We start from the raw sequence: 20,724 nt of genomic DNA, 5'->3' as shown, positions 1-20,724 counted from the left end.
GGCGCCACTACTGACCTAGCGGTAATGGGACTCACCTCCTGAGTGTCTGCGTATCGACTGTGTCTGCATGTCGACCTGCGCGTATTGAACGTCGATACTCTATCGAATCATGGTCGTCTGCGCGCGCCATTAAGCGCATTCACTGTGAATTCGGCGGGGATTTCCGGGTTGTCGAGCGGCCGAACCATCTGTTCAGACGGGTATTCAACGCTGACTGTTCGTCTCCAACCCAGGCCACATGGCCGTCGGGACGAAGCAACACGGCGGGAGCATCCAATTCGGTACTGGTGTCGACGATGCGGTCGACGCGATCGTTCCATCCATCGACCGACAGTTGACCACCCTGGTCGATCAGCAATCCGCGGCCGGAGTGCATCAGGTCGTAGAGGTTGCCGCGGGTCAACGCGATGTTCTTCAGCCGCCGGCCGAGTAGGTCATGGTCGTCGCCGAAGTCGTAGCGAATCGAGATCGCCGTGATCTTCTCGGTCAGGTAGCGGTTGACGTCGTCGAAATCCATCAGCTCGGAGATCAAGCGCCGCACAGCTTGTGGGCCCGCGGCGGTGGAGATCAACTCCGCCTGTGCGCGCGTGTTGTCCAGTACGTCGGAGGCCACCGGACGCCGTTCGGATTCGTAGGTGTCGAGCAGGCTTTCCGGTGCCCATCCGTTGATCTCTGCGGCGAGCTTCCAGCCGAGGTTGAACGCGTCCTGGACGCCGAGGTTCAGACCTTGCCCGCCCATCGGCGGGTGGATATGGGCGGCGTCGCCCGCGAGAAATACCCGGCCACGGCGGTAGTGATCGGCCAAACGTGTGGCGTCACCGAAGCGCGAGAGCCAACGCGGCGAGTGCACCCCGAAGTCCGTGCCGGCGATGACACGTAGCTGTTGTTTGATGTCGTCGAGGGTGGTCGGGACGGCACGACCGTCGGCAATATCGGCTGCGGGCACCACGACGCGATGGGCACCATTGCCGGCCGGGCCGATTCCGAATCGCTTGTGAGTTTCGCGGATCTTGGCGACGACGGCTGCCAGTTCGTCCACCGGCATCGTCACGTCCATTTCGCCGATCAACGTGTCGGCCGTCGACGGCTCGCCGGGGAACCCGACGTCGATCAGCTTGCGCACGGTGCTGCGCCCACCGTCACAGCCGACTAGGTAGCGCGCCTGAAGTGTTGTGCCGTCGTCTAATTCGGCAGTTGCGCCGTTGTGGTCTTGCCGGACCGCGACGACGCGCTTCCCACGCCGAATGTCCGCGCCGACCTCGATGGCGTGTTCGGCAAGAATCCTGTCGATCTCGGGCTGGGGTATGCCCAGTACGTAACCGTGCTCGGTATCCAAGTAGGTAGGTGCGGGTTTGGAAATGCCCGCGAAGAATCCGCCGAGTGGATACTTTCGGCCGTGTGCGAGGAATCTGTCCAGCAGCCCGCGCTGCTCCATGATCTCGATACTGCGCACATGGATGCCGAGGGCGCGGACAAACGGGGCCGGTGCTTCGTCTTGGTCCAGCACCACGACGCCGACACCCTGAAGCCGGAGCTCACCCGCCAGCATCAATCCGGTTGGTCCGGCACCGACAACGATGACGTCACTCATGTAGACCCCTCCTGCGGGCAAGGCATGCGCTTGCTCGCAGCGGCGAGTCTGCACCATCACCCGGGCCTTGCCGCAAGCCCCGGGGTACGCGATATGGTGAAAGGGGCGGAGGTTCGAGGGCCCGGAAGTTCGACGATTCAGTGCCGAGCGGTTGCGGTGTCCTTTCCCGCGGTCCCTCGACTCATGGCCAGAACCGCGTCACGGCGGTCGATGCTTCCGAACGGTGACCCGCCGGTCGGGTTCTCACTTCCGAACAGCCAGGTGGGTCCGTCGGCCAGATGGTCGAGAGCTTCCCGGGCAACGTCGGCGGGATCGGCAAGGTCGGCACGCGATGTGGCCCGCGCGCCGAGCGCACGATGGAGAGATGGGGTGTCTGTTGCGCCAAGCACGAGGGACAGAACGTCGACGCCCTTCGAATGCCATTCCGCCCAGAGACTTTCGGCGAGAATGAGATCGAATGCCTTGGTGGCGCCGTACGTGGCGTATGTTGCGCCCCCGGCCCAGGCTGCTCCGGAGGTCAGTAACACCACGGCGCCCCGTCCTCGGGCGACCATCGGCGCGCCGAAGCGGTAGGTGGCCTCGAGCACGCTGGTGCAGTTCCGATGAACGAGAGACAGATGGTTGTTCAGATCCTTGTCGAGGAATTCGGTGCTGTAATCGTCGCTACCGGCGTTGTACACAAAGAGTCCGACCTCGAGATCGGCTGTTATCCGTTCCAGTTCGGAGATTGCGGCCGCTGCGCTGAGATCTAGTGCAACCGTGCGTACTTCGACATCGTGCTGTGCGCGGATGTCGTCGGCGAAAGATTCCAAGACGAGCGCTCGCCGGGCGACAAGAACGATGTTCACGCCGCGAGTGGCCAGTTCGTGAGCGAATGCGGCACCAACCCCGTCGGATCCGCCGGCAATGATCGCCCACGGTCCGTACTTCTGTGCGAGATGTGTTGGCATTGTGTGATTCCTTTCAATGTGGACTCTGTTCGACGTGTGTGGTCAAAGCGCGAATTGTCGTGCTGGTGCATCGCTCACGTCGAGGGCGCCAGCATGTTGCGGTGCTCGGGCGTCCCGTCCAGGTTGGCATTGATTCGCTCGACGGTTCGCCAACCCTCCGCGGTGCGCACCCACCGCCAGGTGTTGGCCGAGACGCGAGCCACCCAGAAGCGGTCCGCGTCACTGTCCCAACGGATGTTGAGTGCGTAGTTGCGTCCCGTCGCGTTGTCGCCGTCGATCTCGATGTGCGGTGCGGTCAATACATGACCGCACCCGTTGCGGATCAGACTCTGGTGACCGTCGCCGAGCACCATCTCGGCGATTTCTTCTCGACCCTTCATGTGACGTTGGGGGACGGCGTCGAAGGTGCCGTCTTCGGTCCAGAGTGCCGCAGCAGCCGCACCGGAACCACTGTCGACGGCCGGACCGTACTGCGCGACGAGTTGCATGATCTCGACCTGGTCTTCAAGAGCGCGAACTCGGTTCGTCAGATTCGTCACCGCGGTCCGAAGGTCTTCGTTCTCAACCATTTTCACTCCTTTCCAGGAACGACGACTATGCGTGCCGGACCGTTGGCGTCGCGCGACGCATCGAGTGCCTCCGCGACTTCGTGGAGCCCGACCGTCCGGCCGAGCATCGGGCTGATGTCGACCTCGCCGGAGCACACTGCATGGAATGCCTCGTCCCAGTGGGCAGGTAATGGGCCTCCGCCGAATTGGATGTTGAGGCCCTTGCGCTTTGCAGTGAGTGTATGGAGGTGATCGCCCTCCGGCGGTCCGCCGGAGGAGAATATCCTGGTTCCACGCTCGCATCCTTTGACGATCGAATCGAGAACACCTGGTATTCCGACACATTCGAAGATGACGCAGCCTGGTAGTGCGGCTATCGCCATCATGTCCTTCGTTGTATCCGGCGATCCGTGTGCCACATCTCGCCAGGCTTGGTACGGGGAGATTTCGGCGGGATCTATGACAGCGTCAGCCCCCATTGCCGTCGCGGTCTCGCGGCGAGACGCAATGAAATCCACGGCAATGATCGGGCCGATTCCGAGACGTTTGAGGTTCGCAATCGTAGAAAGGCCGATGGCACCGCAACCGATGACCAGGGGAACCTCGCGGGTACCCATCTGCGCGCGTGCTGCTGCAGACCATCCGACCGAGAGTGCGTCGGCAACGCAGATCACCTCGCTCGGAAGGTCCGAGCGCACCACGCGTGTAATCGATTCGTCGAGGAGTAAGAACTCGCCGAAACCGCCGGGCGATTCGGGATTCTGCCCGATGATCTTGCGGCCCATGGGGGTGGCGAGCACCGGGAGGGAACTTACTCGGGTGCCGATGGGGATTCGTCGGTCGGTGCCGGGTCCGTAGTCGACGACTTCGGCGCAGTATTCGTGGCCCATGACGATGTCGACGTTCTGATCGTAGGTGGACATCCCGCTGTCGTCGTCGATGCCGGCGTCCGGGTTGTCCATGTAGTGAAGGTCCGACGCACAGATTCCGCAGGCCAGCGAACGAACAAGTAATTGGCCGGGGCCGGGAACCGGATCGTCGACCACTCCGACTTCTACGGTGCCTTCTCGCAGTACTGCAGCGCGCATTCGATTCTCCTCCGTGAATATGTAGTTCTCATTCTGTGGGTGAACTGTATCCATGGATTGGCACTTACGGAAGACTCTCTCCTGTAAATCTAATAGAGCAATATCTCCTGTAAAGGCGCTGCGCACTTGCTGGTGGTCACTACACTCACTGGCATGTCAGAACCTCATCGCCGGCTGGGGCGACCCCGTGACATCAGCATTGACGAGCGAGCTCTCGAGGCGACGCGGGCACTCTTGATCGAACGAGGCTTCGAGGCGACGACGATTCACGCCGTTGCCAGTCGTTCGGGCGTGCATTCGTCGGCGATCTACCGCCGATGGTCGTCGCGGATCGAGTTGATCGAGGAAGCTGCGTTCCCTCGATTCACCTTTGCCGGCATCGTGCCGAGTGGGGATCTTCGACGCGACCTTCGCAGGTTCATCCGTGCGTACGTCGCGGCCTTCAGTGCGCCGGCGGCGCGAGCGGCCGCTGCGGGGCTTCTTGCTCATCACCAGAAGCCGGATCGCGATGCGCCATCGGAGGTATACCCGAGGATGTCGGTGCGGCCGCTGTTCGAGGACATTCTGCGCGCAGCAGCTCCCGGAAGTGTTGATCCCGCAGTCGATCCCGACGACGCCTTCGACATGCTTCTCGGTGCAATTCTCACTCGCACAGTGGTATTCACGCCGACGTCGAGGCAGCGTCCCATTGAGCGCACGGTCGAGATGATGGTGCGATTGTTACGCCCGGTCGACTGAAGGTCCCGTCGCTAGCGGGCGCCGCGCAGATATGCATCGATCGGGATCCTCAGTTGAAGAACTAATTCCGACGATTCGGCGTGATGGGTCGGGGTTGATCTCGCTCCGATGCATCGATCGAATAGCAGTCCTTCCAGCAAGCTGACAAGATCGGCTGCTGCGCACTCCGGATTCTTCACGCCGTGACGTACGGAGATCTCTTGCGCTCTGGCCGTGGAGAACAGGCTTTGCGCGAGGGCGTCATGCAATTCGCGATTGCTTCGCGTCTCGAGGAGAAGTGCGTACCGGGCGATCAACTCGTCGCGGCGACGGGACAGGAGATCGCCGAGATATCGGGCGATCAGAGTTGCCGGATCGGAGTTCGTCTCCAGCAGTTCGTCGAATGTCGATTGTGACCGTTCGACGATGTGTTGCACTGCAGCTGTCAGCAGCGCTTCTCGGGTTCGAAAGTAGTACGAGGTTGAACCCTGCGGGATACCCAGGGCGGCATCGACGGCGCGATGAGTCAATGTCCGCGGACCGTGTTCAGCGATGATCGTGACAGCGCACGCTCCGATGAGGTGTCTGCGATCTCCAGTCATGCCTATCCCGTTCTGCGTAGTGCGGATCACGTTGACTTGGCTCCGAGCCGGTCTCTAGCCTCAACTCTACAGATGTAGAGGAGGGTCATGCGACTGGACGAAGAGCAGTTGTCGGCACGTGCATCACTCGACGCCCTGCGGGCCCGGATTGCGATCGGCGGCATCGGGGGTGGGATCTACCTCTGGGGTGGTGTCGGACGTGGAAAGACCATGCTGATGGACGAGTTCTACAACAGTGTTCCAGTGGCGAAGCGGCGCATTCACTTTCACCAGTTCTTTGCCGATCTGCACACCCACGCGCACAGTCTCGGGTCGATGGGCGAGGCGCTGGATCAGGTGGTCGCCGGGATTCGGCTGCTGTGCTTCGACGAGTTCCACATCGACGACATCGCTGACGCACAGTTCATGGCGAGAGTTCTGGAGAACATTGTTGCGAAAGATGTGACTGTTGTTGTCACGTCCAATGTTCCGCCGTGCGATCTCCTTCCCAACCCACTTTTTCACGATCAGTTCGTGCCGTCCATCGAGTTGATCGAGAGGGTGTGGGAGGTGATCGAGTTGGGTGGAGCGGTTGACTACCGAATGGTGGGGGAACCGCGTCAGCAGGATCGACGGTTTGCGTCGGGAGTTTTCCACTCGAGTGCAGGCACCGTTGACGGTGAACCGGTCGAATTAACAGTGGGGTCACGCACATTGATGTGCTCTGCGCTTCGCGACGGAGCTGTCTGGTTCGATTTCGATGTGCTGTGCGGTGGTTCGACGTCGGCGGCCGACTACCTCGATCTTGTCACCCGCTTCGATGAATGGGTGATCCACGGTGTGCCGATCCTCAGCACCGCAACGGAATTCGCAGTGCGGCGTTTCGGGAACGTCGTCGATGTTCTCTATGACGCCGACGTGCGGTTGACATTGTTCGCCGAAGGAGGCCTCGAGGACGTAGCCGGCCACCTTCGTGGCGCCGCGGGGCTTGCCCGGCTGTTCAGTAGGTTGTCGCTGCTTCAGTCGATGGGCGTCATGGTGCGGTCAGAACAGTAGTCAGCGCGCTCGACAGTGCTGCCTTCACGTATGGCGTGAGGTTCTCGACGAGCCGCGACGCGATCGCAGTGGCTACCTCCGCCGGCTGTAGCGGAACAGCCGGTGATTCGGGAAGGCCAGGCTGCGGCGGCGGAGTGCTGTTGGTCATCATCGGTTGATACGTACCGTGTTTCGTGAAGTAGCCGAAAACCGAGTCCACAAACTCTTCCGGTGCATCGCGTGGTTTGGGCATGTTGCAGATGCCGTCTCCTTCGATACATACCTCCTGGACGGGTATGTCGCCGAAGCCGGCGCGCGTCCCGGACATCGTTGCACCGGGAACAACATTCGGGATCACGGTTTCGATGCCGCCGTGAGAGTTTCGCGGGTCTGAATACAGGACGCCGGTCACCTGGGATTGGGGAATTGACCCGTCGCGAGCGATGTCACCGAGAACGTCGCCAGCAATCCGTGCACCTTGGGAGTACCCGGTGATGACAACGTCGCTCCCGGGGCACTGGCTGTGAAAGGTATCAACTTCAGCATGAAGTGCTTGGACGCCCACAGCCACGCTGGCGTCGTAGGTCTGGTCGCCGAGAGGCCAGAAACTGGCGGGGTAGCTCACGGGTTTTGCGACGTATCCCTGGGCGGCATAGCGATCGGTGACGGGTTGTGTGGTCTGGCCGGTCGGGTCCCAGGTTCCACCAACTGCGAATACCGCGCCGGTCGGGCATGAGTTCGGTGATGCCGTCGCAGCATTGGCGGACAGCAGCGCGGTCCCCAGGGCGAATGTGCACACCACTGACAGCGAGTATTTCCTCATCGGGCCGTCCCAATCCATCTTTTGCTCTCGTAGCTCCACTGGGAAGCTCGCGGTCCGACGCGGGTTGTTCGGTACTGAGCGCAATGGTGACGGTGTGATGAGTCCTGGAGGTATTCCTCAGGTAAATACGACGTTGCCAGTCACAAGAATGGCAGTGACAGAGAAAACTCGATCTTACGGCCCTGGCACCTGCGGCGGGTTGTCCGGAACCATGACAGCACCGATGGTGTTGCTGATGGGGACAGCGTTGTTGCCGTTGGCGTTGGCTGTGGGGCCGAGAGTGGCATAGATGACAATGGTGGTTTCGGACTTCGGTTCGTAGAGTGCAACACCGTTGTATCCGCCGTACGACGGGTTCATGACAAGCCACCCGTCGAGGTGCGCCGTTCCGAACGTGAAGAACTTGTCGTCGGTCAGAGGTCCGAGACCTGCGGTTGTCGGGGCCATCTGTTCGTCGAAGACTGTGTCGGAGAGCAGCTCGCCGGTTCCGAGGGCGCGAACCCATTTCCCGACGTCGGTGACTGTCGAATTCATATTGCCGCTGTGTAGGAAGGCTGTGGGATTCCAGAACGTCGAGTCCTCGAAGACACCGCGTTCAGTGGTGTAGCCGTGCAGGACGGGATCCGGGATTTGCGGGTTGAGCGCAACCCGACTGTCGGTCATGCCGAGTGGGTCGAAAATACGCTGTTGCAGTAGGTCACTCAAAGATTGCCCGGCCGCCTTCTGGACAACTTCACCGAGCAGGGTCAGGTCGCTGTGTGAGTAGGCAAAACTCGTTCCGGGCGCGAACAGCGGTGGACGGGTGTTGGCGAGATCGAGGATTTCCTGTGCGGTCCACCCCAGGATCGGGTTGGCGTAGAAACGCTTCTCGAATTCGGGGTTGGTCACGTAGTCGGAGATTCCGGTGGTGCTGTTGGCGAGCATTCGCGGTGTGATCTGGTCGGAACGCGGAAAGCTCGGTTCCCACTTGGCAATCGGTTCGTCGAGTGGGAGAGTGCCGGACTCGTCGAGTTGGAGGAGGACGGTCGACAGCATCGGTTCCATGGGCTGTCCGACGCGTAGTTGCATATCGGTTGTTGCTGGCACGCCGAGTGGGGATTCGCCGACAGCGCCGGTGACCACGTTGGTGTCACCGCGCCACACCCCGTACACCGCGCCGCTGAGGCCGAGTTCGGTGACCTGGGTGCGGACAATGTCATCGATCTTCTGTGATTCGGGGCTGACGGTGCTGGACGCGGGACTACTCGTGCCAGTGGTGGTGTCCTCGTTGGATCCGCAGGAGGCAAGAGCTGTCACGGCGAGTGCAATCACGGCCAATCGAGTTCGTCGCTGTCGCGAGATGGACTTCATCGGTGGCGATCCCTTCGTGTCCTCAGCGGAAAAGGATGTCGCAATTGACTGAATCTACCGCGACCGAACAGTGCTCGTCGCTGAATTAAACGGGTGGAGTCAACAGAAAAGCCCGGCACCTTCGTAGAAGGTGCCGGGCAGTGCTGATCGAGGGCTTGTCGGCCGAAAATTACGGAAGTAGTTGGTCGAGGAAGGTGTTGCTGAAGACCTTGTGCGGGTCCAGTGCGTTGAAGGCGGCGTTGGCAGTGTCCCAGTTGTCGCTGGTGGGGACGCCGTCGCGGTAGGTCTGGGGGAGGGCGTTTTCGATGATCTGCGTGTCGGTGTACGGCTTGTCGGAGCTGAATGCCCAGCCCTTGGACCATTCAGGGCGGAAGGTGGCGTCGTTGTTGTTGTAGTGGCCGCGCATCCATTGCTCCATTTCGCGGTAGAACGCGAACATGCCGGGTGTTCCGGGGACTCCGAGGACGTTGAGCCAGATGGCGGTGTCCCATTCGGGGTGGTCCGGTCGCGGACGCATAGCGGAGATCGTGGGGGCGCCGGCGGATGCGACTTCGACGTCGGATGACTCGTCGAGGCCGCAGCATCGGATTTCGACGGGTCCGTTGAGAGGGAATTGCCCGATGGAGCGGTAGTACTCCATGCGGCCGTTGAACCACTGCGTGAAGTCGTGGATGACCTGGCCGATGTTGGCGCGGGACGTGATGACGGCGCCACCGCCTTCGGTCAGGCGCAAGGTGGTGGCCCGGATGTAGAACTGAACGTCCTTGGACCATCCCCATAGGTCGTTGGCGAAGGTCGCGGCAAGGCCGGCGACGGTGGTGGCGTACATAATCTGCCCGAATGCGGGTGCGATGCCCGGGTTTCCGGAGTTGATCTGTCCGATCATGTCGGTGATCGGTTCGGGGAGGTTGTCGGAGAAGATGTAGTTGTACGGTCCGGTGACTTCGCGGGAGAAGCGAGGCTTTTCAGGAGCGAGGGACCACACCTTCATCCACGGGCGTTCGGTGAAGGGGTACCAAATTGCCTCTGCGCGACCGTTTTCGCGGACGAACTTCTCGAAGGTACGTCCGGAAGCCCCGCGAGCGCCGAAGAGTTCCTGCCAACCGATGTCCGTGTGGCTGACGCAGCGCATGCGGTAGTTGGGCGCAGCCTGCAGTGTGACTGAGGTGAGGAAGGTGCGGCCGAGGTGAGTCAGGAGTGGCTTGATGGCGGTATCGGCCCGCGAGTACGTCTTCAGTGCGTATTCGTTGCCGTTCCAGACCACTGCGGTCAGGGAGGTGACGAGGTTGGAGAGTGAACCGAAAGTTTGTCCGGGAACGTGTGCTTCGCCTTCCGCGGGAAGGGCTGCGCCGTGGGCGTCGACGGCGAGGCAGCCTGCGATGGACAGGACGCCGGGCGCGGGGAGATTAGCGAAGCCAAGGCCCTGGGCCTGAAGTGCTGTGGTGATGGCGTCGAGGGTGGCACCTGGTCCCGCGGTGACCGTCGCCGGTGACCCGCCGGCGTCGACGTTGACCCAGTTCAGATGAACCATGGTGTCGGCGAGAATGACCTTGTCGATGGAAGCGCCGTTCACCACGGTCAGGGGTGTCCAGCCGTGCATGGCTCCGCGGGGCCGGATGGTGTAACCGTTGGCATGTCCCCAGTTGGCCAGGCGTACTACGTCTTCGGGTGTCTTGGGAGCGCAGGTCCAGATGGTGTCGAGCATGATCTCTTTGGACCAGTTCTGGTATGCCTGCTGGTAGAGCGCGATGCCTTCCGGGAAGGCCGGGGGTGCAGCGAGTGTGGGTACTTGTCCGCCACTGGATCCGAACGGAATTGCGTAGGCGGGGGTCCAGCTGCCGGCAAGGGCGGTGGCGGCGACTGCGCCGGCTCCGGCGGCGAGGAATCCTCGTCGGGACAGTCGGGTTGTTTCGTCTTGGGCCGTCATCTTCGGGCTGCTCCATCGGGGGTTGGGAACTGCAATGAGTTCGACAGGTGAATCTCAGGCAAGAGTGAGAACTACGTCAGCTAGGGCGGGGGCGTCGCGCTCTGCGACAGATGCGGAGATCAAGAGTTGCCCTTCGCCTTTCCAGATTCGGATGCTCAGGTTCTCACCCGGGAATACCACCCCGGCAAAGCGTGCACGGAACCCGGCCACCTGCGTGCTGTCGCCGTCGAGCATTGTGTCCACTGCGGCCTTGCAGACCATTCCGTAAGTACACAGTCCATGCAGGATAGGCGCTGGAAAGCCTGCAGCGGAGGCGAATTGCGGATCCGAGTGCAATGGATTGCGATCGCCGCACATGCGATACAGCAAGGCCTGCTGCGGAAGTACCGGTATCACGACCTCACCGTCGGGCCTGTGATCAGGCAACGGAATCGACTCCGACGGCCCGCGCTGCCCGCCGAATCCACCTTCGCCGCGCGCGAAGATCGACGAACGGGCAGTCCACAACGGGTTGCCCTCCACGTCGACGGTGACTGATTCCTGCACGATGACTGCAGCTTTGCCCTTGTCCCAGATCTCGGCGATCCGAGTTGTGGTTCGTCCGGTGCCGCTGGCCGGAATCGGCTGATGGACCGTGACTTCCTGGCTTCCGTGAACAACTTTCGCGAGATCGATCTCGACACCGGGGAACGAGACCTTCGGTGCTTGGGTGGCGTGAAAGTTGGCCGCGACGGTGGCGAAGGTGGGCAGCACTTGTGGCTTCTCGTCGTCGAGGTATCGCAGTTCGTTCGGATCGAGCGGACGAGCCCCAGCGCCGAGCGCCAGGTGGTAGTGCTGCACGTCCGACGGCGTCCACGAGAACTCCTGTGGCGCAAGCTCTGCGCCGAGTGCGACAGAAGGATCAATTGGCATGATCGACCGCCGTGTTTGCAGCCTCGGAGGCCTCAGGGGTCTCAGGGGTCTCGGCGGCCGTTGCGGTTTCTGTGACCTCGGCGGTCTTCACGCGCTCTGCGATGTCCAGCACTGCCAGGTAGCCGAAAGTCATTGCGGGACCGATGGTCGCGCCTGGTCCGGCGTACGTGTGACCCATGACCGGTGCGCTGGCATTGCCTGCGGCGTAGAGACCCTCGATGACGCTGCCGTCTTCACGCAGTGCTCGGCCGTTGACGTCGGTGCAGATTCCGCCCTTGGTACCGAGGTCGCCCGGAACCATCTTGATGGCGTAGAACGGGGCCTTGCTGATTTCGGCGAGGCTCGGGTTCTTCAGTCTCGGATCGCCGTAGTACGCGTCGTAGCCGCTGTCGCCGCGCCCGAAGTCCTCGTCCTTGCCGTTGCGCGCGAAGCCGTTGAACCGCTCCACCGTTTCGGTCAGGGAAGCGACGGGAAGTCCTGTCTTCTCGGCCAATTCGGCGATCGTTCCCGCCTTGACCACGATGCCGGCCTTGAGCCAGCGGCTGGGGAAGGGGGACCGGGGAGTGATGCCGGCAAACGTGTAGCGGTTGCGGTAGCGCTGATCGAGGATCATCCAGGTCGGGATGTTCTCGCCGGGGCCTTTGCCCTGGCCGTACTCGCCGCCGTACATCGCATGCGTTGCCTCGACGTACGGCGCCGCCTCGTTGCCGAAGCGCTTGCCCGACAGGTTCACCATCATGCAGCCGGGAAGAGTGCGCTCGGACAGGGCGAACCACGGTCCACCGGTGAGTGGGATGGACGGGCCCCACCAGGCGTCGTCCATGAAATCGACTGCGGCGCCGATCTCTTGGCCCGCTCGGATGCCGTCGCCGGTGTTTGCCTTCGCGCCGACGGTCCATTCGGTGCCGATGGGCCCGCGCTGGTACTTCTCACGCATTTCCTTGTTGTGCTCGAATCCGCCGGAGCCCAACACGACTCCGTGGCGAGCACGGATGACCTGAGCTTCGCCGTCGACGAGAACATTGACGCCGCGAACCACGCCGTCTTCGGTGTAGAGGGACGTCAGGGGTGTGTTCAGCAAGATGGGAACACCGGCGGACTGAAGGCCGAGTCGAATGCCGGCGACGAGTGCCTGGCCGCGAACCAGCAGATCCTTCTTGGTGGCCTTGGCTGCGAGGAATCGCATGCCTACCTTCATGGCGCGCAGAGGTCCGCGAGGATTGCGCATCAGCAGGTTGAGCCACTTGTAGTCGGCCTGGGTGATGACAAAGTTCTTGGGTGCCTTGACGTAGTCGGGTTCGAGATTCTTGCGATCGGCACCCAACTTGTTGCCGTCGAAAGGGGTGGGCTCGACACTGCGTCCACCGAGGCGTCCACCGGGAGCTTCCGGGTAGTAGTCGGAGTAGCCGGGTACCCACTGCAGTTGGAGCGGAGTGTTCTTCAGAACGAACGAGAGCATCTCGGGCCCACGCTCGAGGTAGGTGTCGATGCGCTCGGGAGCGACGACGTCGCCGATGATGCTGTGCAGGTAGGAACGTGCGGCATCGGGTGTGTCGGTGACACCGTCTGCCTGCAGTGCCTCGTTGTTGGGGATCCAGACTCCGCCACCGGAACGGGCGGTCGATCCGCCGTAGTGGGCGGCTTTCTCCACGATGACCACACTCAAGCCCTGATGGGCTGCGGTCAAGGCCGCTGTCATACCTGCGGCACCACTGCCGACGACGACGATGTCGTATTCCTGCTTGCTCATGTAGAACACGTTATAGAATGATGGGGGTGTCAGTCCATGCTTTCTGCCAGGAAGTATTTACGAACGTTGCCTTCGATAACGAAACGCGTTGCAGTAAAATTGAGGATGGTGCAGTGTGACCTGGGATACTTCGGTTGATGTCCTCGTTGTCGGATTCGGCGTGGCGGGGGCAAGCGCCGCACTCGAAGCGGTGGCGGCCGGTTCATCGGTGATGGCGATCGACCGGGCATTGGGAGGTGGCGCCAGCACCATTTCCGGTGGAATCTTCTATGCCGGTGGCGGCACCGCGATTCAGAAAGAAGCCGGTATCGAGGACACTCCGGAAGCCATGCTCGCGTACCTGAACCGCGAGGTCGGTGATGCGGTGACGCCCCAGACCTTGCGTCGGTTCGTGGAGGAGAGTCCGGCGACAATCGACTGGCTGCGCGGTCACGGTGTGCCGTTCGAGGCGTCGCTGTGCCCGTACAAGACCTCGTATCCGAGCAACAAGCACTACCTGTACTTCTCGGGCAGCGAATCGGCCGGCGGGTTCCGGGACATCGCCAAACCTGCTCCGCGTGGGCACCGTGCCAAAGGCCGAGGAACGTCGGGGAAGATGCTCTACGGCCCGCTTGCGAAGTCGGCCCAGGCCAAAGGTGTGCGGTTTCTCGGTCAGACCCGAGCAGATCGGTTGATCATCGAGGACGGCCGGGTGATCGGCGTCGAGGCGCTGACGCTTCGGGATGCACCCGCCGGGGTCCGGCGGCGTCACGCTGCGCTCAGTTCGATTTCCGCCAAACCGGGTGTGTATGCGCCCCAACTGCGTTCGATTGTCGACGCCCAAATCAGCAAGATCGAGAAGAAGTACGCCAAGAAAATCCGCATAAAGGCGCGTGGCGGCGTGATCCTCAGCGCGGGTGGATTTGTATCCAACCGCGAGATGATGCGCACTCACGCACCCGCGTACAAGGGTGGGATCCCGCTCGGCACGTCGGGCGACGACGGCAAGGGAATCAACCTCGGAATCGAGGCGGGCGGCGCCACCGACAAGCTCGGTAACGTTTCCGCATGGCGGTTCATCGTCCCGCCCAGCGCTTTTCTCGGTTCGATACTGGTGGGCGAATCCGGAGCGCGAATCGTCGACGAATCGCGTTACGGTGCGGCGCTGGGGCAAGCAATGGTCGAGAAGAGCAACGGAATCGGTTGGCTGCTGGCGGATTCCGACCTCGTTCGTGAAGCGAAAGCGCAAATCCCCGATCAGTCCATGTGGTTTCAGCGGGTGCAGACCGCCGGCATGATGCGTACCGCAGTACACGGCAACACGATTGCCGAAGTGGCGCACAAGGCGGGAATCGATGCAGCCGGCCTGTATGAAACGGTCGATGCGCACAATACTGCTGCGGCGAACGGTCAATCCGATCCGATGGGCAAGCCGTCCGACTTCATCAGACCGATACTCAACGCCCCGTTCACGCTGTACGACGTCTCGATCAAGCCCAACATGATGAATCCGTGTCCCATGCTCACACTTGGTGGATTGGTGGTCGACGAATCGACCGGCCTGGTGAAAAATGAAGCCGGGGAACCAATCCTGGGACTCTATGCAGCCGGACGCACAGCCGTCGGTATTTGTTCCAATTCGTATGTGAGTGGCTTGTCGCTCGCTGACTGTGTGTTCTCCGGCCGTCGCGCCGGACTTCATGCGGCCACGGTCACCGCGATGGCCCGTTTCAGTTCACCCCCCAGCTTCAGCTCATCTAGGGAGTAGTCATGACCAAGGCAAGTGTGGCGATTGTCGGGTCGGGAAACATCAGTACCGATCTGCTGTACAAACTGCAACGTTCGCAGTGGCTGGAGCCGCGGTGGATGATCGGAATCGACCCGGAGAGCGAAGGATTGGCGCGCGCCGCCGCGATGGGGCTCGAGACCTCCGCCGAGGGGGTCGACTGGCTGTTGAATCAGGCGGAGAAACCGGACCTGGTATTCGAGGCGACGTCGGCCTACGTTCACCGTGACGCGGCTCCGCGTTACGAGGCCGCGGGAATCCGCGCTGTCGACCTCACCCCGGCTGCTGTCGGCCCGGCGGTAGTTCCTCCGGCCAACCTCCGCGAGCACCTCGACGCGCCGAACGTCAACATGATCACCTGCGGCGGGCAGGCAACTATCCCGATCGTGTACGCGGTATCTCGTGTGGTGGAGGTGGCTTACGCCGAGATCGTCGCCTCCGTTGCATCACTGTCCGCCGGACCGGGAACCCGCGCGAACATCGACGAGTTCACCAAGACCACCAGTCGCGGTATCGAGACGATCGGCGGCGCCCAGCGAGGCAAGGCGATCATCATTCTCAATCCCGCCGACCCGCCGATGATCATGCGAGACACCATCTTCTGCGCCATCCCCGAAGATGCAGACCACGCCGCGATCACCGACTCCATTCATCGCGTCGTCAAGGACATCCAGCAGTACGTGCCGGGCTATCGGTTGCTCAACGAGCCGCAGTTCGACAAGCCGAGCGTCGTGTCCGGTGGATATGCAACGGTCACAACGTTTGTCGAGGTCGAAGGTGCAGGCGACTTCCTGCCGCCGTACGCCGGAAACCTCGACATCATGACGGCGGCAGCCACCAAAGTGGGCGAGGAGATCGCCCAGAAGCTTCTGAGCGTGAAGGCATGAGCGACATGATTCACTTCGATTCGAGCTGGGACATCCGCGTCACCGACACCTCGCTGCGCGACGGTTCCCATCACAAGCGTCATCAGTTCACCCTCGAGGAAGTCCGGGCGATCGTCGGTGCCCTCGACGGAGCCGGTGTGCCGGTCATCGAGGTCACCCACGGTGACGGTCTCGGCGGGTCCTCCTTCAACTACGGCTTCTCGAAAACGCCCGAGCAAGAACTCATCAAAGCTGCTGTGGAGACGGCAAAAAACGCAAAGATCGCCTTCCTGATGCTGCCGGGGCTGGGTATCAAGGACGACATCGTCATCGCTCAGGACAACGGCGCGTCCATCTGCCGTATCGCTACTCACTGCACCGAGGCGGACGTCTCCATTCAGCACTTCGGCCTTGCTCGTGAGCGTGGACTCGAGACCGTCGGATTTCTCATGATGGCTCATTCGATTCCGCCGGAGACGCTCGCCAAGCAGGCGCGCATCATGGCCGACGCCGGTTGCCAGTGTGTATACGTGGTCGATTCTGCGGGTGCTCTTGTTCTCGAGCAGGTGTCCGAACGGGTCGAGGCGCTGGTCCAGGAACTCGGCAGCGACGCTCAGGTCGGCTTCCACGGACACGAGAACCTCGGTTTGGGTGTCGCGAATTCGATTGCCGCCGTGCGCGCTGGGGCCAAGCAGATCGACGGCAGCACCCGCCGTTTCGGTGCCGGTGCTGGTAACGCGCCGGTGGAGGCGTTTGTCGGAGTCTGCGACAAGATCGGCGTCAAGACCGGTATCGACTTCTTCGCGATAGCCGACGCCGCCGAAGATGTTGTGCGACCGGCCATGCCGCAGGAATGTCTACTCGACCGCCAGGCGCTGATGATGGGCTACGCCGGCGTGTACTCCAGCTTCCTCAAGCATGCTGAACGTCAAGCTGAGCGGTACGGCGTGTCCTCTGCCGAGCTACTCGTGCGCGCGGGGAAGCGCAAGTTGGTTGGCGGACAGGAAGATCAGCTGATAGATATCGCGTTGGAGCTTCAGCGGGAGGCCGCCGCGTCGTAGACTCGGTGTGTGGCTGACGTACTGGACGGAAAAATTGCACTGGTGACCGGCGCGTCCTCGGGGTTGGGGCGCGCCGTCGCCGAGATCCTGAACGGCAGAGGCGCCAAGGTTTTCGGAGTTGCCCGGAGCAAGGACACATTGCACCAGGCAATGACCGAACTGACGGGAAGTGACGGTGCGGGCCGTTATTCGGCTTCCGACGTTTCCGACTCCGCTCAGTGCGACGCCGCCGTGCAGGCGTGCGTCGACGCCTTCGGCGGAATCGACATCCTCGTCAATGTGGCTGGTTCACATACCATCCGCCATACCGCAGACATTGCCGATGACGACTGGGCACATGACCTCGCGGTCAACCTGAACGGGCCGTTCTTCCTGTCACGAGCGGCGCTGCCCCATCTTCTCGCGCGGGGCGGCAACATCGTCAACGTTTCCTCGATCGCTGGACTCGAAGGGCAGGCATACTCAGCAGGGTACTGCGCTGCCAAGCACGGGCTGATCGGGCTCACCCGAGCGATGGCTATGGAGTTCACCGGGAAATCTCTGCGCGTCAACGCAATCTGCCCTGGCGGCATGATGACTCCGCAGGTCACGGGATTCACCTTCCCGGACGGCGTCGATTTCGATCTGATCATGAAGGTCGCGTCACCGCGCGGACTGATGGAACCGGAGGACGTGGCGAAGATGGTGGCCTTTCTTGCTTCCGATGATGCCTCTGCGATTCACGGCGCGGTGTATTCGGTGGACAACGGAAAAATGGCATGACCCCGCTGGTTTCGGGACCGATCTTTCAGATCTGTTGGGTAGTAGCCGACATCACCGCAGCGGAAGAGGAGTTCTCCGAGAATTGGGGCGTTCAGCGATGGCTACGGATGCCCGACCTTCACTTCGGTCCGGAGACCACGACTTATCGGGGCCAGCCCGCCGATTACACAGCCCACATTTCCCTTGGTTATGCGGGAACTCAGCAAATTGAACTGATCCAACCGGTTTCGGGGCGCAGTCTTTATTCGGAGTTCCTCGACACCCATGGTGTTGGCGTTCATCACGTGGCATTTGTTCCGGACGATTACGACGAAACCTTGGCGGAGGTAGAGCGTCGGGGAATGTCGGTGTTGCAGCAGGGGCGCATCGAAGACGTGGGAATGGAATTTGCCTACGTCGACGCAGGCCCGACGGGCGGCTACGTGGAACTCATGAAGCTCTCGCCCGAGATCCGCTTGATGTTCGATTCGCTCATCACGTATTGAACGCAAAGACTTTCGACAAGTAGCCGGAGATACCGGCGCAGTCACCTCGGTATCCGAGGTACCCGTCCGGTCGGATTACCAACGCACAGTTCTCTTCCACGCCGTAGGCGGCACACAGCTGGGAATCGGTGTCGCGAATGATCGGCAGTGTCGAATAGACGGAATCAGACGACGGTGGTGCGATCACGTACACGTCGAGCTGTCCGTGTGCCGCGTGAACAGCAGCGGCAGAATGCTTTTCGCAGTCACCGATGCTGTCTTCGGATCCGTCCGAGCAGAGAAGAAGCGTGTGGTTGACACCGGCCAGCAATTCGAACAACCGGATGGGGAACTGCACGCAGTCGCGGGTTAGCCCACGTGCGTCCGGTGCCCGTTCGCCGGGGTGAACGTTCGAGACGTTCCCGGTTTCTCCGCCGTTGAGCGGACTGTCGGGATAGGCAACCAGTAGTTGTGCCTGCCGACGCATCGCGGTCTCGATCGAGGACTCTCCAGCGCCGATCCCTTCTCGAGCGTTTCGGACGGTCATTCCGACAACTTCTTCACCAACCGGCCGTCTTTCGGCGTCGTAGGTGTCGAGAAGGCCAGGGGAAGCGAAGTTCTGGGTTGCCAGTGCCAGTTTCCACGCGAGGTTGTGCGCATCCTGGATTCCGGTGTTCATACCTTGTGCGCCGGTGGGCGGATGAATATGCGCGGCGTCACCGGCGATGAAAACCCTTCCGCGACTGTAGGCATCGACAATGCGGTGGCTGATCCGAAAGACCGACGACCACCGCATCGCCGACGCTGTCGTAGGTTCGGGCGACAATCGGTCGAGCACAGCCTGAATGTGGTGGAGTTCGGGCGCCTTTCCGGACGAAAAGCCGTGTGCAATTCCGTCAAGTCCGGCAGGATCCGGGAGAAGCTCGTCGGGAACCAGCATCGACATCCGATATCGTTTGTGACCGGGGAGCGGGATGCACACCAGGAGATCGTCGGTAGTTCCAGCGTCGTCGACATGACTGGCGCGAATCGCGTATCCGCTGGGCATCGACCAGTCAACTTCGACGTCGCCGAGCATGTAGCTTTCGGCAAAAGCTCCACCCTCGAAGGTCAATCCCAAGCCCTTACGGACAACACTGTGCGCACCGTCGCATCCCACCAGATACTTGGCCCGCACGGTACTTCCATCGTTGAGTATGCAACTGACTCCGTCGTCGCTGTCCTCGAAACTGTCGAGTGAGAGCCCGCGTTCGATCGAGGTTCCGAGTTCTCGCAGCCTGGCCGTCAGGATTCTTTCGGTCTCGTACTGGGGGAGTCCGCAAAAGGTGTACGGCACGTCGCCGGGGAGTGTGAGATCCATCCGCCCCACTTCGGAACCGTTGGTGTAGCTGATCTGCCCGCGCAAGATGGTGGCGGCATCGAGAACCTGTCGCAGTACGCCCATGTTCTCGAATACTTCGAGGGTGCGGGGTTGGATGCCAACTGCTTTGGCGTACTGCGGAGGTTCGCCGAGCGGGTCGACGATCCGAACGTTCACCCCGCGACGGCGCAGTTCGATGGCGGCGGTCAGCCCGATCGGGCCGGCGCCTGCGACGAGTACATCGATATCCATGTGCACCTACTGGGTAGGGGGAAGCATCCATTCCAGTATGGCGAGCGAAATTTTGAGGCGTGGGAAATCTCGCAAATCCGGCATCATGCCATTCGAGTGAAAACGCGTCGAGGCAGAACTCAGGGAATCGGGGTCGACGCGTCCACACTGGCTCGAATGCTCTCCATTCGCTTCTCGACGTAGTCGAGATAATGCGGGTGCGTGACGATGTACGGGAGATTCTGCGCTATCCCTCGAACAACGTATGCGCCTGCGGTCGCGGGCTCCATGCCGATGTTTCCCGTTCCTTTGATGTGGCTGACATCCTCGACCTGACCACCCAATTCGGTGGTGTTCCGATCGAGATTCGACATGACCAATCCCGGGCACAGCACGGAAACGCCGACACCGTGTGGCGCCATCTCGCTGCGCAGTGCTTCGGACAGAGCAATGACTGCGCTCTTTGCGGCACTGTATGCGCCCCGCCCGGGAGCGCCTGCGGTCAATCCCATGACGGAAGCGGTGTTGACGATATGCCCGTATCCACGTGCTCGCATATCCCCGCCGAAGGCGGACACGCCGTTGAACACTCCGGTCAGATCGATCGCGACAAGATTGTCGAAGGTCTCCGGATCCATGTCGACCACATCGCGCCCGTTGAAACCGATGCCCGCGTTGTTGACGAGGATATCCACCGGGCCGAAAGTATCTTCGGACGTTGCCTTGGCCGCTGCCCAGGCCTCGCGATCACGGACGTCGAGTGAGACGGCACTAAACCCGACACCTCGGGAAGCGATCACCGAATCCAGCGACTGCCGATTGATATCGGCGACCGTGACGGATAACCCGCGCTCTGCCAGCGCGTCGGCGATGCCGAGGCCGATACCGCTCGCGCCGCCGGTAATGAATGCGTGCCGCGCCGAGGACAACTCCATGCTTTTCC

At 61.6% G+C, this 20,724-nt stretch carries 19 protein-coding genes; 7 read left to right on the top strand and 12 right to left on the bottom strand.

The window, feature by feature from the left end; all coding sequences use genetic code 11:
- Positions 1-139: 139 nt before the first annotated feature.
- The 4 genes from iri to EEB13_RS26050 form a co-directional block, all read right to left on the bottom strand.
- Positions 140-1,591 carry a rifampin monooxygenase Iri gene (gene iri / locus EEB13_RS26065; RefSeq protein WP_141486560.1) on the bottom strand — a complete coding sequence of 484 codons (1,452 nt, stop codon included), beginning with the start codon at positions 1,589-1,591 and terminating at the stop codon, positions 140-142.
- Positions 1,592-1,728: 137 nt separating this feature from the next.
- Positions 1,729-2,541: an SDR family NAD(P)-dependent oxidoreductase gene (locus tag EEB13_RS26060; RefSeq protein WP_141486559.1), complete on the bottom strand. Its 813-nt coding sequence runs from the start codon at positions 2,539-2,541 to the stop codon at positions 1,729-1,731.
- A gap of 74 nt (positions 2,542-2,615) precedes the next feature.
- On the bottom strand, positions 2,616-3,110 hold the full coding sequence (locus EEB13_RS26055; protein WP_045068426.1) for a nuclear transport factor 2 family protein: 495 nt from the start codon (positions 3,108-3,110) through the stop codon (positions 2,616-2,618).
- A 2-nt stretch (positions 3,111-3,112) separates the two neighbouring features.
- Positions 3,113-4,177 carry a zinc-binding dehydrogenase gene (locus EEB13_RS26050; protein ID WP_141486558.1) on the bottom strand — a complete coding sequence of 355 codons (1,065 nt, stop codon included), beginning with the start codon at positions 4,175-4,177 and terminating at the stop codon, positions 3,113-3,115.
- Between the two features lie 153 nt (positions 4,178-4,330).
- Here EEB13_RS26050 and EEB13_RS26045 point away from each other — a divergent pair, with 153 nt between their 5' ends.
- Positions 4,331-4,915, top strand: a complete 585-nt coding sequence (locus EEB13_RS26045) for a TetR/AcrR family transcriptional regulator (protein ID WP_141486557.1) — start codon at positions 4,331-4,333, stop codon at positions 4,913-4,915.
- A gap of 11 nt (positions 4,916-4,926) precedes the next feature.
- Here the strand turns inward: EEB13_RS26045 and EEB13_RS26040 are convergent, their stop codons facing one another.
- Positions 4,927-5,496 (bottom strand): TetR/AcrR family transcriptional regulator, encoded by a 570-nt coding sequence (locus EEB13_RS26040; protein WP_141486556.1) that lies wholly within the window; start codon positions 5,494-5,496, stop codon positions 4,927-4,929.
- 87 nt (positions 5,497-5,583) lie between these two features.
- Here EEB13_RS26040 and zapE point away from each other — a divergent pair, with 87 nt between their 5' ends.
- Positions 5,584-6,531, top strand: coding sequence for a cell division protein ZapE (gene zapE / locus EEB13_RS26035; protein WP_116104106.1), 948 nt, complete (start codon positions 5,584-5,586; stop codon positions 6,529-6,531).
- Here zapE and EEB13_RS26030 read toward each other — a convergent pair.
- The 5 genes from EEB13_RS26030 to kstD form a co-directional block, all read right to left on the bottom strand.
- Complete coding sequence (locus tag EEB13_RS26030; RefSeq protein ID WP_230590048.1) at positions 6,509-7,333, bottom strand: PE-PPE domain-containing protein; 825 nt, start codon at positions 7,331-7,333, stop codon at positions 6,509-6,511. The two genes, zapE and EEB13_RS26030, sit on opposite strands and share 23 nt — an antisense overlap.
- Positions 7,334-7,507: 174 nt before the next feature.
- A complete protein-coding gene (locus tag EEB13_RS26025; protein WP_045068437.1) occupies positions 7,508-8,683 on the bottom strand; it encodes a serine hydrolase domain-containing protein in 1,176 nt (391 codons plus the stop codon).
- A gap of 169 nt (positions 8,684-8,852) precedes the next feature.
- Positions 8,853-10,610 (bottom strand): cholesterol oxidase substrate-binding domain-containing protein, encoded by a 1,758-nt coding sequence (locus EEB13_RS26020; RefSeq protein WP_045068439.1) that lies wholly within the window; start codon positions 10,608-10,610, stop codon positions 8,853-8,855.
- A gap of 54 nt (positions 10,611-10,664) precedes the next feature.
- Positions 10,665-11,522 carry a MaoC/PaaZ C-terminal domain-containing protein gene (locus EEB13_RS26015; RefSeq protein ID WP_045068442.1) on the bottom strand — a complete coding sequence of 286 codons (858 nt, stop codon included), beginning with the start codon at positions 11,520-11,522 and terminating at the stop codon, positions 10,665-10,667.
- Positions 11,512-13,272: a 3-oxosteroid 1-dehydrogenase gene (gene kstD, locus EEB13_RS26010; protein ID WP_181317512.1), complete on the bottom strand. Its 1,761-nt coding sequence runs from the start codon at positions 13,270-13,272 to the stop codon at positions 11,512-11,514. The genes EEB13_RS26015 and kstD overlap by 11 nt, the downstream gene beginning before the upstream one ends.
- Before the next feature lie 115 nt (positions 13,273-13,387).
- Here kstD and EEB13_RS26005 point away from each other — a divergent pair, with 115 nt between their 5' ends.
- From EEB13_RS26005 to EEB13_RS25985, 5 genes are read left to right on the top strand one after another with little or no spacing between them, the layout of a single operon-like run.
- Positions 13,388-15,019, top strand: a complete 1,632-nt coding sequence (locus EEB13_RS26005) for an FAD-binding protein (RefSeq protein ID WP_051730364.1) — start codon at positions 13,388-13,390, stop codon at positions 15,017-15,019.
- A 2-nt stretch (positions 15,020-15,021) separates the two neighbouring features.
- Entirely contained in the window at positions 15,022-15,924 is a 903-nt protein-coding gene (locus EEB13_RS26000) for an acetaldehyde dehydrogenase (acetylating) (RefSeq protein WP_045068448.1), read from the top strand.
- Positions 15,921-16,964, top strand: coding sequence for a 4-hydroxy-2-oxovalerate aldolase (gene dmpG, locus EEB13_RS25995; RefSeq protein ID WP_033232497.1), 1,044 nt, complete (start codon positions 15,921-15,923; stop codon positions 16,962-16,964). Before EEB13_RS26000 ends, dmpG begins: the two co-directional genes overlap by 4 nt.
- 9 nt (positions 16,965-16,973) lie before the next feature.
- Positions 16,974-17,726 (top strand): SDR family NAD(P)-dependent oxidoreductase, encoded by a 753-nt coding sequence (locus EEB13_RS25990; protein WP_033232495.1) that lies wholly within the window; start codon positions 16,974-16,976, stop codon positions 17,724-17,726.
- Positions 17,723-18,211: a VOC family protein gene (locus EEB13_RS25985; protein ID WP_045068453.1), complete on the top strand. Its 489-nt coding sequence runs from the start codon at positions 17,723-17,725 to the stop codon at positions 18,209-18,211. The genes EEB13_RS25990 and EEB13_RS25985 overlap by 4 nt, the downstream gene beginning before the upstream one ends.
- Here EEB13_RS25985 and EEB13_RS25980 read toward each other — a convergent pair.
- Both EEB13_RS25980 and EEB13_RS25975 read right to left on the bottom strand, forming a co-directional pair.
- The gene (locus EEB13_RS25980) at positions 18,201-19,802 is read right to left on the bottom strand and encodes an FAD-dependent monooxygenase (RefSeq protein ID WP_033232491.1); all 1,602 of its coding nucleotides are present in this window, start codon (positions 19,800-19,802) and stop codon (positions 18,201-18,203) included. The genes EEB13_RS25985 and EEB13_RS25980 overlap by 11 nt on opposite strands.
- 119 nt (positions 19,803-19,921) lie before the next feature.
- Positions 19,922-20,716, bottom strand: a complete 795-nt coding sequence (locus EEB13_RS25975) for an SDR family NAD(P)-dependent oxidoreductase (RefSeq protein WP_116104098.1) — start codon at positions 20,714-20,716, stop codon at positions 19,922-19,924.
- Positions 20,717-20,724: the final 8 nt, after the last annotated feature.

Source organism: Rhodococcus sp. WS3 (assembly GCF_003797085.1).
GTDB lineage: Bacteria > Actinomycetota > Actinomycetes > Mycobacteriales > Mycobacteriaceae > Rhodococcus_F > Rhodococcus_F globerula.
This window is presented reverse-complemented; position numbering and strand designations above follow the sequence as displayed.